This is a genomic window from Yersinia artesiana, from assembly GCF_902726545.1.
GTDB classification, from domain to species: domain Bacteria; phylum Pseudomonadota; class Gammaproteobacteria; order Enterobacterales; family Enterobacteriaceae; genus Yersinia; species Yersinia artesiana.
In genome coordinates this window covers 42982-56873 of the sequence record NZ_CACVAD010000014.1, presented here as the reverse complement: position 1 = coordinate 56873, position 13892 = coordinate 42982, and the positions used below count along the sequence as shown (strand labels likewise).

The following is a 13892-nucleotide window of genomic DNA, read 5'->3' as shown; positions in this document are numbered from 1 at the left end:
AAAACGGTCAGTATGGTGTGGCTTTTTCCTATAGAAGCCAAACGAAACTGGTCTAACAACTTTTTTATCTAACATCTTTTATCGCAACCCCCTTTGTAATACTCATGGGGTCAATGATTCTGGAGCTACGAATGAACACTATTGCCAACAGCCGCCTCCCCGACACCGTACAGCAGCCTACGTATGATAGAACTGCACTGAAAAGCCGCATTGTTCACATCGGTTTTGGCGCATTTCACCGCGCACATCAGGCTCTATTGACGGACAGGGTGTTAAATAAGCAAGGGGGAGACTGGGGGATCTGTGAAGTTAGCTTGTTTGGTGCTGATGTCTTGATTCAACACTTGCGCCAACAAGACCACCTTTTCTCCGTATTGGAAAAAGGCGCACAAAGCAATCAGGCCATTGTCGTTGGCTCGGTATGTGAGTCGGTACATGCCCGCCTGGACGGTGTTATGCAAGTACTGGAAAAATTGGCCGAACCGCAAGTGGCGATAGTGTCACTGACCATTACCGAGAAAGGTTATTGCATCGAGCCCGGCACCGGACAACTGGATCTGCAAAATGAGTTTATCCGCGCCGACCTCGCTATCCCTGACGCCCCAACTTCCGCTCCCGGTATTCTGGTTGAAGCGCTGCGGTTGCGTCGCTTACGTGGACTGGCCCCCTTTACTGTCCTGTCATGTGATAACATTCCAGAAAACGGCCATGTTGTAAAAAATGCCGTTCTCGGCCTGGCAACCGCTCGCGATCCTGAGTTGGCAAGCTGGATAGAGCAAAATGTTACGTTCCCTAATACTATGGTCGATCGTATTGTTCCGGCTGCTACCCCAGAAACATTGCAAGAGATAGCCGATACGTTGGGTGTGGCCGATGCTTGCGGCATTGCCTGTGAGCCTTTCATTCAATGGGTGGTTGAAGACAAATTTGTGGCGGGCCGCCCTGACTGGCAGGTCGCAGGCGTCCAGCTCGTCGATGATGTCTTGCCATTTGAAGAAATGAAGTTGCGCATGTTAAACGGCAGTCATTCATATCTCTCCTATCTGGGGTATCTGGCCGGTTATCAGCATATTAATGACTGTATGGCAGACGAAAATTATCGTCTGACCGCGCGTCGGCTGATGATGGAAGAACAGGCGCCAACACTGCGTGTCACCGGTATTGATCTGAATGCTTATGCTGATCAGTTAATTGAGCGTTATAGCAATCCATCGTTAAAACACCGCACCTGGCAAATCGCTATGGACGGTAGCCAGAAATTGCCACAACGGATGCTGGATTCAGTACGCTGGCATTTACAAAATGGTGGCCCATATCGTTGCCTGGCGTTGGGTATCGCGGGTTGGATGCGCTATGTGAGCGGTGTAGATGATAACGGGCAAGCTATTGATATTCGTGACCCAATGGTGGATAGCTTTAAAACATGCGTTGAGAATAGCGAGGACGGTATCGCCAGAGTACAGAGTTTGCTGTCCCTGAAATCACTGTTTGGTGAATCCTTGCCACAACAACCTGAATTTGTTCAGGCTGTAACAGAAGCTTATCTCAGCCTGAAACAGGTTGGCGCAAAAGAAACGGTAAAACGTTTGGCTCAGCAGGCTTAATTTTGTGAGCCTCACGGATGAGGCTGAGGTTAATGACAAAGTGCCCGTAACGGTGAAAACAGGCAGATCGTAAAGACGCCGTAAACCCATCCCTGGGGGCTCGAGCCGCGCCATCCGTGGCGCGGACGCTTTACTCTTCTACCTGCCCTCACCTTGCATGATCGAGTTGTTGAGTTTGTCAGCAGCCTGAGCCTCAAGAATGAGGCTCATTAAATCCAATCAGAACAGTGAGTGCAGCCAACCCCCCTGTAGCTTCAAGGCCGCAGGGTAAATTATTCTTCGAGCTGAAATGGCGCAGACTCAAACAAATAACCATCAAAATCGGGATGGTTCGCATCCGAAATCTCAAGTAGCTTCACTTTTACATTTTCCAAATGCTGCCACATGGCTTGCTTGGCTGCTTTGCTATCTCGGCGCAGCACGGCCTGTAGGATCTTTTGGTGATCTTCCATCCATTGCCAACGGTAGCTGAAATCAAGGGTATGGCTGTGTGCTCCCTGCCACATTGCACTGGTTTTTCTCGCCTGCCATGCCTCTGCAACCATATTCGCCAGGACACTGTTTTGCGTCGATTGTGCCAGCAAGCAGTGAAACAGCTCATCTGCACTTTCATCCACAGCACCAGCATCTAAAGCGTTTTTTTCCTGCTCAATAGCCTGACGCATTTTGATGATGTCTGCTTTGGTCGCTTGCATAGCAGCAAAAGCAGCAACTTCGCTTTCCAATAACTGACGAGCCTGTAACAGTTCGAATGGGCCATAGCCACTGTCGGTGGACACGACAGACTCACCATTTGCGAGCCTATCGGGAACGTTCACCACATAGACGCCGGAACCTTTACGCACTTCCACTAATTTTTCCAGCTCCAGCATAATCAATGCTTCGCGCACTACACTGCGGCTGACACTGAAATTTTCGGCAATATCACGCTCAGGCGGTAAACGATCACCCAAATTGTATTGCCCACTGATAATTGCTTCTCGCAGCTGACTGCCGACTTCCTGATATAACCGCATAGCCTTATTTCCTGCATCAGGTATTAGGATTGAAAATGCTAAATTGGCCTGACCAAAGAGTGTCTGAATAACAGTCAGTATATCATGTGGTCAAACAATTTCATTGCGGTCAAACAATTTCAATGCAGAAGAAAACATCCGAAAAACTAACACGGCTTATCAGTAGAATAAGCCGTGTTTATAGGATGATTAATTTAGTTTGAAGCATCAGAGGTAAGTGACGGTCAAAATACCCAGGCTACGTTGTGGGTTCAACCATTCCAGGCTTGAAGAGGCCAACTGATTGGGTAACTTAGAAGTCAGGGACATATTACGTGAGAGTGTCTGTCGTTGAGTCAGTGTTTCACCATTGCGATAACAGCGGGTTGTTATCGTTTGATCCGAAAATGAGGTATCACATGGGCTTTCTACAATAGCTCCGGAAAATGTAATTGTTCCCCCTGCTGACAGGGTAGACTGTGCGCTACTTGCGGCAAAAGATATTGTCCATGAAAACAATATTGCTAATAGAATCTGTATCCGATATTTGCTCATAACCACCTCGACTCTCATAACTGTCATTTTAAAGATAGAGGATTCCAGACTGAGCAATGGAAATGATAGAGCATTTTTTATAGCGCTACTCTTTCAATAACTCACTAAAATCCCTCAATGAAACAAATTATATTTCCTATCTTGATATACCCATTAGGCGCTGTTCCTAAGTCCCCTAGGAAATACTCTGTGTTTTGGCTTTTTTCGTTTCAAAATAAGCCTGCTCAGTGTTATATCCTCTACATATAACTACGGCACGAATGGCCTTAAACTTAATAGGGCATTAAAAAAAATTTAATATCGGAGAACTCTGATGACGAAAACGAACTTGATTACCGGCTTTTTGGGATGTGGCAAAACCACTACCATTCGCCACTTATTGGCGCAAAAACCGGAACATGAAAAATGGGCAGTTCTGGTCAATGAATTCGGCGAGATCGGTATTGATGGTGCGTTATTGGCTGACAGCGGCGCAGTATTAAAGGAGATCCCCGGAGGGTGTATGTGTTGCGTTAATGGGCTACCCATGCAAGTCGGTTTGAATATGTTGCTACAACAAGCAAAACCAGATCGGTTACTGATTGAACCTACGGGATTAGGCCATCCCAAGCAAATTCTATCCTTATTAACCTCAGAGATTTATCGGCCATGGATCTCTTTACATGCCACGTTGAGCCTACTGGATGCTCGCCAGTTGAGTGAGCCACGCTATGCAGAAAATGAAAACTTCCGTGACCAACTGGCCGCAGCCGATGTTCTCGTGGCGAATAAACAAGATGCCTATAGCGAGGCGGATTACGCTGTATTAAAACAATGGTATGAACAACAATCAGTATTACGCCCACTCTATTATACTGAACAAGGGAAGATTGATATTGCTCTGTTGGATATGCCGCACAGTAATAATGATGAATTACCCGACGGTACGCATCATCACGGCTCAACACGACAAAAAGGATTGGCTGCATTGAGTTTGAAAGGTAACGAACCTTGGCGTCGCGCCCTTAATCAGGGTCAAGGTTATCTGAGTTGCGGTTGGGTATTTAATGCCGATACTGTATTTGACACAGTACCATTATTGGAATGGGTACGATTAAATCCGGTAGAACGTATAAAAGGCGTGCTGCGAATTCCTGAGGGCACTCTGGTGGTTAACCGTCAAGGACATGACTTGCAAATTGAAACGCGCCAGGTCCCGCCACTTGATAGCCGGATTGAACTCATTAGCACGACTGACCCTGACTGGAATGCATTACAGCATGAATTACTCGGGACTCGACTACATAAAGGGGTATAATGCGCCAAAATTTATTTACTGCACCGTTCTTACACTGATAATTTATAGATTAAAGGCCTTCGCATGACCCGTCGTAATTTGCCGACAATATTACTGCTCAATTTACTTGGAATAGCTCTGTTTTTCTCTTGGTATATTCCAGCGAATCACGGTTTTTGGTTTAAAATAGACTCAGCAATATTCTTCTATTTTAACCAGCACTTGCTGTCCAGCCCTCCATTTCTGCATTTGGTGGCGCTCACCAACAATCGGGCCTTTGATGTTATTTCACTGCTTTGCATGGGGCTGCTTTATTTGTACTTCTATATGAAGGAAAACACCGCTGGCCGACGTCGGTTGATCGTCACGGGATTTGTTATGCTGCTCACCGCGGTTATCCTCAACCAGCTCGGCCACTTGCTGCCGGTTTCGCATCCCAGCCCGACACTGACTTTTGAGAATATTAACCGCGTCAGTGAGTTAACCGGCATTCCGACCAAAGATGCATCAAGCGACAGCTTCCCCGGCGACCACGGCATGATGTTGATGATTTTTGCCTGCTTTATGCTGCGTTATTTTTCTCGGGGTGCGTTTGCTATTGCTTTAGTTATCGTGGTTGTCTTCTCCCTGCCACGAATAATGATTGGCGCGCATTGGTTTACTGATATTGCCGTCGGTTCGCTCTCAATTGTTTTGGTGGGGATGAGTTGGATATTAATGACACCGCTCAGTGACAAAATCATTGATGTTATTAACCGAAATCTGCCAGGTTCAAAAAGTCGCTAACCCGCGCACTGCTTTATGATAGAGCAAAAAGTCTATTTTTTGCTCTATCTGTAATTAACGCTTTCGCTCATTTATTATCACCAAACGGCTACAAATTCAGCTATCCGCTTTTAATCTATAATATTACATTATGTAACATTAACATTTTGTAAAATTATGGGCATAAAAGCTCTCGCCTTTTATTAATCATTACGGTAATCTCAAAAACGTTTGTGCTCGGATACCGGCATTTCACCCTTATCCTGATTAATATTGTGCGTTCCTGCACATTTATTTGGTTAAGTGATTGTCTCATCTGACCACAATCAATAATCTCGATTCGTTTGGCATTTTGGTAGCGACATCCGTCGTAAGGACAGCAAGGGAAAACAACAACAATGGTCAAGTCTCAACCTATTATGAGATATATTCTGCGGGTCATTCCTGCAGTTGCAGCAGCGGTAATGTTATCCGCATGTAGTTCACCACAGACTTCGAACTTACATAATACGCAAACTGAGATGCGTGCAGTTAATGACAAAGATGGGCTTTTACTGCAAGCCTCTCAGGATGAATTCGAAGCGATGGTGCGCAACGTTGACGTCAAGTCGAAGATTTTAGAACAGTATGCAGGGTGGAAAGGTGTTCGCTATCGTTTAGGCGGTAGCAGCAAACGTGGTATCGATTGTTCTGCGTTTGTACAAACGACTTTCCGTGAACAATTTGGTATGGATTTGCCGCGCTCAACATCTGAGCAGCAGGATCTTGGCAAAAAAATCCAACGTACTAAGTTGCGCCCCGGTGATTTGGTGCTGTTCCGCGCGGGATCGACTGGCCGCCACGTTGGTATCTATTTAGGTAATGATAAGTTTGTACATGCATCGACCAGTGTCGGCGTGACAATATCAAGCCTAAATGAAGATTATTGGAATAAGCGTTATCGTGATGGGCGACGAGTGCTAAGTAGCAGTTCGCGCAGCTAACTGATTTTTATTCCTGTTGTCCGAGATACCAAACGAAACGATGAAAACGCTGCCTTGGCAGCGTTTTTTATTGCCGAAACATATCCTTTCGTAGTCCCTTTGCCCACCCTCTTGTAGGAAACGTCCTTTTTTGCCGCACACAGCGAAATTCAAGAAATTTCTGTGTAAAATTCGCTTCGCTAAACCAAGAGTTTTCTGGCACTAAGACATATCAACCAACAATTATTCTTTCTGGAATAAAGTAGATAGTGTTACTAAGCTGAAAATTTGTTTTATGGATATGTATTTCTAAAATACGCCAATAAAAATGAAGTTCACTTACACCACATATTTGATGCATTTACATTGCATATTTGCTTTATATTGGATGGAATTTCAAATCGATAAGCTTATTAATGTCAATATTGCTCCCTGGCAAATCGGTAGCGCTGTGCTGCTAACTTACTTATACTCATAACACTTTATCGATCTTGCTGAGGAGCGACGTAACATGGGTTCAAACAGTGCGTTCTCCCGCAATATTTTATCCAGACGCCATCTCGTTAAAAAAAGTGTCATCCTCGCACTCTGTTTTTTTATTTGTTTTGTCGTCATCACTTTGTCATTACTTTATCGCAGCAGTGAACGTAAATTAACAACACAAAGTGACCATATTATCTCCTATTCATCTCAGTTCCTGAGTGAACTCACAACGTCGATGTCTCAGCTTATCCCACTGAGCGCAAAAAATTGTGAACAGGCCAGCTCCGCACTGCACTACCGCGCCGCATTTACGAATGGTGTTCGGGCTTTCTTATTGGTGCGGAATGATATCGCTTATTGTTCATCGGCCACGGGCGAAATGAATGTACCTGTCAGCGCGCTATACCCTAAAATTAATGTCTCCCAGCCATTAGATTTTAAAATTCAGCAAGGTACACCTATGATGCCAGGCAAACCGGCAATCGGTGTATGGTTACGGGAAGCAGGCCGTGGGAATACCGGTGTATTGGCGACACTGGAACTGACTTTACATCCTTACCTATTACTGAATTATTCGAATAACCAGGTCAACGGTTTAGCTATCATTATTGATGAGCTGGCAGTAACGACTTTTGACGCTAGAGTTATTCCTATCAGCCAGTTACCCACGCGTGATGCACGTGAGATCCAACTTCCCGGCTATCCAATTAAGATATTGATTTATCATACCAGCCTGACTGCGGACGATATCCGTATGACATTGTTGGGTGGATTGTTACTTGCAGGCCTGGTCGGTATTCTGGCTTATTATATTTTAATTGCCAGCCAAAGTGCTGAGGCGGAAATCTTGCGCGGTATTCGGCGTGGCGAATTCTTTGTTGAATACCAGCCCGCATTCCGGTCAGATGACCGTTCCATATCAGGATTGGAAGCGCTTATCCGCTGGCAACATCCGATTGAAGGGCGTATTTCCCCTGACCTTTTCATTCCCTATGCGGAAGCTCAACACCTGATTCAGCCTCTTACCCGGCATTTATTTGAATTAATCATTAAAGACAGCAAATTAATGGCAGCTCACGTTCCGGCAGGCGTTAAATTAGCCTTTAATATTTCGCCTGTTCACCTTGCTGATGATGACTTCCGCAAAGATGTCACCCAGATGTTACAACAATTAAATACCGATATATTTTCGCCGGTATTCGAAATTACCGAGCGGGGCATGGTTGAAGAAGAATTGGCAATTGAGCAATTTGCCTGGTTGCGTTCTCAAGGGATACAAATCGCTGTTGATGATTTTGGTACCGGGCACAGCGCACTGATTTATTTAGAACGTTTTACTTTAGACTTTATTAAAATTGATCGTGGTTTTGTCAGTACCATCGGTATTAATACTGTCGCGGCACCGGTATTAGATGCAGTATTAATGTTGGCGAACAAACTAAATATTGAAACCGTCGCAGAAGGTGTTGAAACCGAACAACAGCTCCAGTATTTGGCACAACACGGTGTTAACTACCTACAAGGCTATCTACTCTGCAAGCCGCTGTCTGTTGAGGATTTAGTCGAGTTTTGTACGCAAAAAACTTCGTAACAAAAACTCATTGGCTTAATGTTTGCTTTACTCCTGCAAACTGGTAATTTCATTTAAGAGTATTACTACGTAAATATCGCAGGAGATCACCACCAATATGTTATTACGCCTATTTGCTGCCTTGGCGCTATCAGTCCTGAGTTTTGGTCTGCAAGCTGAAACCATTAAAGAAGGTAGCTCTTTTGCCATATTGGGCGAACCTAAATACTCATCAGATTTTAGCCATTTTGATTATGTCAATCCGGCTGCCCCCAAAGGCGGAGATATTACGCTCTCCGCAATTGGTACCTTTGATAACTTCAACCGCTATGCGCTGCGTGGCAACCCAGCGGTGCGCACTGAGCGGCTATATGACTCATTATTCGCGACTTCAGATAATGAGATTGGCAGCTATTATCCCTTGATTGCCGAGTCAGCACGTTTTGCTCCCGACTTTCACTGGATTGAAGTCGATATTAATCCCCGCGCCCGTTTTCATGATGGCAAGCCCATTACCGCCCAAGATGTGGCATTCACTTTCAATAAATTTATGACTGAAGGTGTACCGCAATTCCGTATTGTTTATAAAGGGGTGCAGGTAAAAGCCATTTCGCGCCTGACAGTCCGTTTTGAATTCCCGGAACCCAATAAAGATAAGATGCTGGGCCTATTTGGTTTACCCGTGATGCCAGAGCACTTCTGGAAAGATCATAAACTCAGCGACCCACTGAGTCAGCCGCCAGTGAGTAGCGGCCCTTATCGTATTGGTAAATATAAGATGGGCCAATTTATTACCTATGAACGAGTCAGAGACTACTGGGCTGCTAATTTGCCGGTTAATCGCGGCCAGTATAATTTTGATTCTATCCGTTATGATTATTATTTAGACGATAAAGTCGCCTTGGAAGCGTTTAAAGCCGGTGCCTTTGATTTCCGTGAAGAAACTTCACCTAAAAGTTGGGCGACCCAATATGTGGGCGGTAACTTTGCGAAAAACTATATCGTCAAACAAGATCTCGTTGATAACTCGGCACAAAATACTCGCTGGCTGGCATTTAATGTCCAACGCCCTATTTTTAGTGACCGACGAGTTCGTGAAGCGCTGACATTAGCGTTTGATTTTGAGTGGATGAATAAGGCTTTTTATTTCGACAGTTATCAACGCACTAATAGCTTCTTTCAGAATACCGAGTATGCCGCTACAGGTTATCCTGACAGCGCTGAATTGGCGTGGCTGGCACCGCTAAAAGGTAAAATACCACCGGAAGTATTCACTCAAATTTACCAACCACCACACACTGACGGCAGCGGTAACGCACGCGATAATCTATTAAAAGCGCGCGAATTACTGAGTGAAGCGGGCTGGGAAGTCAAAAACCAGCAATTAGTGAACAGTAAAACTGGCAAACCTTTTGTCTTTGAGCTGCTGTTACTGAGTGGCAGTAATTTCCAATATGTTCAACCGTTTAAACATAATTTACAGCGCTTGGGCATAACGATGAATATCCGCGAAGTGGACAGTTCTCAGTTTGTTAACCGTCTGCGCAGCCGGGATTACGATATGATCCCGACAGTTTACAGTGCTTTCCCCTACCCTAGCCCGAATCTGCAAATCTTCTGGAGTTCGGCTTATATTGATTCCAGCTATAACGCTTCAGGTATTAAAGATCCGGCTATCGACCAATTGATCGAACAGATTATTAAGCATCAGGAACAACCTGAGGCTCTACGCTCCCTCGGACGTGCGCTGGATCGTGTGTTGACCTGGAACTATTTGATGATCCCGATGTGGTATTCCAACCACTCTCGCTTTGCTTATTGGGATAAGTTTTCAATGCCAGCGGACAGACCCACTTATTCGCTCGGCTTTGATAGCTGGTGGTTTGATGTCAACAAGGCAGCACGCCTGCCAACAGAACGTCATTAGGAGGCTGTTGTGGGCGCATATCTATTACGGCGACTATTGCTGGTTATTCCCACCTTGTGGGCGATTATCACGATTAACTTTTTCATTGTACAAATAGCCCCAGGTGGCCCGGTTGATCAGGCAATAGCCAATATTGAACTGGGGCATTCCAGCGGGTATACCGCCGGTGGCGGTGATGCCGCGTTGGGAGGAGCCAAAGTGGGGCTGAATGCCGCACAAGTCGGTGATAGCCACTATCGCGGCTCGCGCGGGTTAGACCCGGAAGTTATTGCCGAGATCAAACAGCGCTTTGGCTTTGATAAACCACTGCATCAGCGCTATTTCGAGATGCTTTGGAGCTATGTACGTTTTGATTTTGGTGACAGCCTGTTCCGTGGTGAATCTGTTATGTCATTGATTAAACATAGCCTGCCGGTATCTATCTCGCTAGGGTTATGGAGCACACTGATTATCTATCTGGTTTCAATTCCTTTGGGAATTAAAAAGGCGGTGCGTAGTGGCTCGGCTTTTGATACCTGGAGCAGTACCTTAATCATTATCGGCTATGCTATCCCTTCGTTTTTATTCGCCATTTTATTGATTGTGCTGTTTTCCGGCGGCAGTTATTTCGATCTGTTCCCGTTACGAGGGCTGGTGTCCAGCAACTGGGATACCCTACCGTGGTACGGCAAAATAACCGACTATTTGTGGCACATCACATTACCGGTTCTGGCCACCGTGATTGGCGGTTTTGCCACACTGACCATGCTGACCAAAAACTCGTTTTTGGACGAAATTCGTAAACAATATGTGGTTACTGCTCGCGCCAAAGGTTTACCCGAAGAAAAAATCCTTTATCGGCATGTGTTCCGCAATGCCATGCTGCTGGTGATTGCCGGCTTCCCTGCCACTTTTATTAGCATGTTTTTTACTGGGTCATTATTGATAGAAGTGATGTTTTCACTGAATGGCTTAGGGCTACTGGGCTATGAAGCCACTTTACAACGCGATTATCCGGTGATGTTTGGCACTCTTTATATTTTCACTCTGATTGGTTTATTGCTGAATATCCTCAGCGATATCACTTACACCCTGGTTGACCCACGGATTGATTTTGAGGGCCGCCAATGATCAAGCGACTAAGTGCAATTAATCAAGCCCGCTGGGCGCGGTTTCGCCAGAACCGCCGTGGCTATTGGTCACTGTGGATCTTTCTAACACTGTTTATTATTAGTTTGTTTGCCGAATTGATAGCCAACGACAAGCCGCTCTTGGTGAGCTATCAGGGTAAATTTTACATGCCCTTTATGGCCAACTACACCGAATCAACCTTTGGTGGCATTTTAACCACGGCAGCGGATTACCAAGATCCATATGTCATTGGCCGGATTAAAGATAATGGCTGGGCCATCTGGGCACCCATCCGCTTTAGCAACAACACCATTAATTTTGCGACAGACGTGCCTTTCCCCTCGCCACCGAGCCGCACTAATTTGCTCGGTACTGACAGCACTGGCGGCGATGTGTTGGCCAAGATCATTTACGGCTTTCGTATCTCACTGTTATTTGGCCTGACATTAACCCTGCTCTCCAGCGTGATTGGGATTTGTGTCGGGGCAGTCCAGGGCTATTACGGTGGCAGAATTGACTTGTGGGGCCAGCGGTTTATCGAAGTCTGGTCAGGTATGCCGACCCTATTCTTAGTGATTTTGCTGTCCAGCATTGTGCAGCCAAACTTCTGGTGGTTATTAGCCATCACCGTGATATTTGGCTGGATGGGGCTGGTCGGCGTGGTTCGGGCAGAATTTCTGCGCACCCGAAACTATGACTATATCCGTGCCGCAAGGGCGATGGGAGTGCGCGATCGCGTGATTATGTCACGGCATATGCTGCCCAATGCCATGGTCGCCACTCTGACCTTTTTACCTTTTATTTTATGCGGTTCGATAACCACCCTCACCTCACTGGATTTCCTTGGCTTTGGCTTGCCAATGGGCTCGCCATCATTAGGCGGGTTATTATTGGAAGGTAAAAATAACCTTCAGGCTCCGTGGCTTGGCATAACTGCATTCCTGGTATTGGCGGTGTTGTTATCTCTGTTGATCTTTATCGGCGAAGCGGTACGTGACGCCTTTGACCCAAGTAAGGTGTACTGATATGGCGACCTCCCCACTTCTGGATATTCAAAATCTCAGTATCGCCTTTCGCCAGGCAGGTGTTGAACACCAGGTCGTCAGCGAGTTGTCATTGCAAATAAATGCCGGTGAAACACTGGCTTTGGTCGGGGAGTCTGGTTCGGGGAAAAGTGTCACTGCCCTGTCGATATTGCGCCTGCTACCCTCCCCCCCCGTGGTGTACCCCAGTGGCGATATCCTGTTTGCCGGTAAATCGCTATTACATGCGGATGAGCCAACATTACGCGGTATTCGTGGAGATCAGATTTCCATGATTTTCCAGGAACCGATGGTGTCGTTAAACCCACTACACACCATTGAGAAGCAGCTATCTGAGGTGCTGTCGCTGCACCGAGGCATGCGCCGGGAGGCTGCCCGTACTGAGATTATCCAATGTCTCGATCGGGTCGGTATTCGCAATGCCAAAGGCCGACTGGCTGACTTCCCGCATCAGCTTTCCGGAGGAGAGCGCCAGCGTGTCATGATTGCCATGGCTGTCCTGACTAAGCCCAAACTCCTGATTGCCGATGAGCCAACGACTGCATTAGATGTTTCGGTACAAGCCCAGATTTTGAGTTTGCTGAAAGAGTTAAAGCAAGAGATGGGCATGAGTTTACTGTTTATCACCCATAACCTGAATATCGTGCGCCGACTGGCTGATAACGTGGCCGTGATGCGTGAGGGGCGCGTGGTTGAACGTAATACCCGTCAGGCACTGTTTAGCTCACCACAGCATGCCTACACACGCCAATTATTGGATGCCGAACCACAGGGCGACCCTCTGCCACTCCAGGCGGGCCTGCAACCCTTGCTTGAAGTCAAAGGGCTACAAGTGGCTTTTCCCATCAAACGCGGCTTGTTGCGCCGGACTGTCTCGCATCATTATGCTCTGAAGAGCCTGAGTTTTAATTTAAGGCCCGGTGAAAGCTTGGGTTTAGTGGGTGAATCCGGCTCCGGCAAAAGCACTACCGGGTTGGCTCTGCTGCGCCTGCTACCCTCTAAGGGCGAGATTTGGTTTGATGGTCAACCGTTGCATAATTTCTCGCCCAAACAGATGCTGCCTTATCGTAGCCGCATTCAGGTGGTGTTCCAGGATCCTTACTCGGCACTGAATCCTCGCTTAAATATTCAACAGATTATTGCAGAGGGACTGGAGGTTCATCAGAAACTCAGTGCAGCACATCGCGAGCTACGTGTGATTAAGGCGATGGAAGAAGTTGGATTGGATCCGGTGAGCCGTTATCGCTATCCGACAGAGTTCTCTGGTGGACAGCGCCAGCGTATTGCTATTGCGCGTGCATTAATCCTGCAACCTCAATTACTTATCCTCGATGAGCCTACGTCATCGCTGGACAAATCGGTACAGGCACAGATTCTGGCTTTGCTGAAATCCCTTCAGCAGCGCTACCAACTCAGTTACCTGTTTATCAGTCATGATTTGCAAGTCGTACGGTCGCTGTGCCATCAGGTGATTGTATTAAAACAGGGAGAGGTGGTGGAACAAGGTGACTGCCAGGCCATCTTTGCTGCGCCAAAACAGCAATATACTCAGCAATTATTGCAATTTGCTGACTAGTTTGGCGCATATCGGGAATCAGGGCA

11 protein-coding genes are annotated in these 13892 nt (G+C 46.4%); 9 read left to right on the top strand and 2 right to left on the bottom strand.

Annotated elements, in window-relative coordinates; genetic code table 11:
• Positions 1-131: 131 nt before the first annotated feature.
• Positions 132-1604, top strand: a complete 1473-nt coding sequence (locus HU019_RS06560; RefSeq protein ID WP_174847003.1) for a mannitol dehydrogenase family protein — start codon at positions 132-134, stop codon at positions 1602-1604.
• A 272-nt stretch (positions 1605-1876) separates the two neighbouring features.
• On the opposite strand, the gene HU019_RS06555 is transcribed toward HU019_RS06560, so the two are convergent.
• Both HU019_RS06555 and HU019_RS06550 read right to left on the bottom strand, forming a co-directional pair.
• Positions 1877-2620: a GntR family transcriptional regulator gene (locus HU019_RS06555; protein WP_174847002.1), complete on the bottom strand. Its 744-nt coding sequence runs from the start codon at positions 2618-2620 to the stop codon at positions 1877-1879.
• Between the two features lie 207 nt (positions 2621-2827).
• The gene (locus tag HU019_RS06550) at positions 2828-3154 is read right to left on the bottom strand and encodes a type 1 fimbrial protein (RefSeq protein WP_227739234.1); all 327 of its coding nucleotides are present in this window, start codon (positions 3152-3154) and stop codon (positions 2828-2830) included.
• 313 nt (positions 3155-3467) lie between these two features.
• Here HU019_RS06550 and HU019_RS06545 point away from each other — a divergent pair, with 313 nt between their 5' ends.
• The 8 genes from HU019_RS06545 to yejF all read left to right on the top strand — a co-directional run bounded on the left by HU019_RS06545 (position 3468) and on the right by yejF (position 13866).
• Positions 3468-4451, top strand: a complete 984-nt coding sequence (locus tag HU019_RS06545; protein ID WP_174847001.1) for a CobW family GTP-binding protein — start codon at positions 3468-3470, stop codon at positions 4449-4451.
• Positions 4452-4514: 63 nt separating this feature from the next.
• Complete coding sequence (locus HU019_RS06540) at positions 4515-5216, top strand: phosphatase PAP2 family protein (protein ID WP_174847000.1); 702 nt, start codon at positions 4515-4517, stop codon at positions 5214-5216.
• Between the two features lie 377 nt (positions 5217-5593).
• Positions 5594-6178, top strand: a complete 585-nt coding sequence (gene mepS, locus HU019_RS06535; RefSeq protein WP_005171426.1) for a bifunctional murein DD-endopeptidase/murein LD-carboxypeptidase — start codon at positions 5594-5596, stop codon at positions 6176-6178.
• A gap of 490 nt (positions 6179-6668) precedes the next feature.
• On the top strand, positions 6669-8231 hold the full coding sequence (locus HU019_RS06530; protein WP_174846999.1) for a cyclic di-GMP phosphodiesterase: 1563 nt from the start codon (positions 6669-6671) through the stop codon (positions 8229-8231).
• Positions 8232-8328: 97 nt separating this feature from the next.
• A complete protein-coding gene (locus tag HU019_RS06525; RefSeq protein ID WP_174846998.1) occupies positions 8329-10137 on the top strand; it encodes an extracellular solute-binding protein in 1809 nt (602 codons plus the stop codon).
• A gap of 9 nt (positions 10138-10146) precedes the next feature.
• A complete protein-coding gene (locus tag HU019_RS06520) occupies positions 10147-11247 on the top strand; it encodes a microcin C ABC transporter permease YejB (RefSeq protein ID WP_174846997.1) in 1101 nt (366 codons plus the stop codon).
• A complete protein-coding gene (locus tag HU019_RS06515; protein ID WP_174846996.1) occupies positions 11244-12272 on the top strand; it encodes an ABC transporter permease in 1029 nt (342 codons plus the stop codon). The genes HU019_RS06520 and HU019_RS06515 overlap by 4 nt, the downstream gene beginning before the upstream one ends.
• A 1-nt stretch (position 12273) precedes the next feature.
• The gene (yejF, locus tag HU019_RS06510) at positions 12274-13866 is read left to right on the top strand and encodes a microcin C ABC transporter ATP-binding protein YejF (protein WP_174846995.1); all 1593 of its coding nucleotides are present in this window, start codon (positions 12274-12276) and stop codon (positions 13864-13866) included.
• Positions 13867-13892: the final 26 nt, after the last annotated feature.

Coding starts and splice junctions, on each gene's coding strand:
- HU019_RS06560 (WP_174847003.1), top strand. CDS start 132: ATGAACACTATTGCCAACAGCCGCCTCCCCGACACCGTACAGCAGCCT.
- HU019_RS06555 (WP_174847002.1), bottom strand. CDS start 2,620: ATGCGGTTATATCAGGAAGTCGGCAGTCAGCTGCGAGAAGCAATTATC.
- HU019_RS06550 (WP_227739234.1), bottom strand. CDS start 3,154: ATGAGCAAATATCGGATACAGATTCTATTAGCAATATTGTTTTCATGG.
- HU019_RS06545 (WP_174847001.1), top strand. CDS start 3,468: ATGACGAAAACGAACTTGATTACCGGCTTTTTGGGATGTGGCAAAACC.
- HU019_RS06540 (WP_174847000.1), top strand. CDS start 4,515: ATGACCCGTCGTAATTTGCCGACAATATTACTGCTCAATTTACTTGGA.
- mepS (WP_005171426.1), top strand. CDS start 5,594: ATGGTCAAGTCTCAACCTATTATGAGATATATTCTGCGGGTCATTCCT.
- HU019_RS06530 (WP_174846999.1), top strand. CDS start 6,669: ATGGGTTCAAACAGTGCGTTCTCCCGCAATATTTTATCCAGACGCCAT.
- HU019_RS06525 (WP_174846998.1), top strand. CDS start 8,329: ATGTTATTACGCCTATTTGCTGCCTTGGCGCTATCAGTCCTGAGTTTT.
- HU019_RS06515 (WP_174846996.1), top strand. CDS start 11,244: ATGATCAAGCGACTAAGTGCAATTAATCAAGCCCGCTGGGCGCGGTTT.
- yejF (WP_174846995.1), top strand. CDS start 12,274: ATGGCGACCTCCCCACTTCTGGATATTCAAAATCTCAGTATCGCCTTT.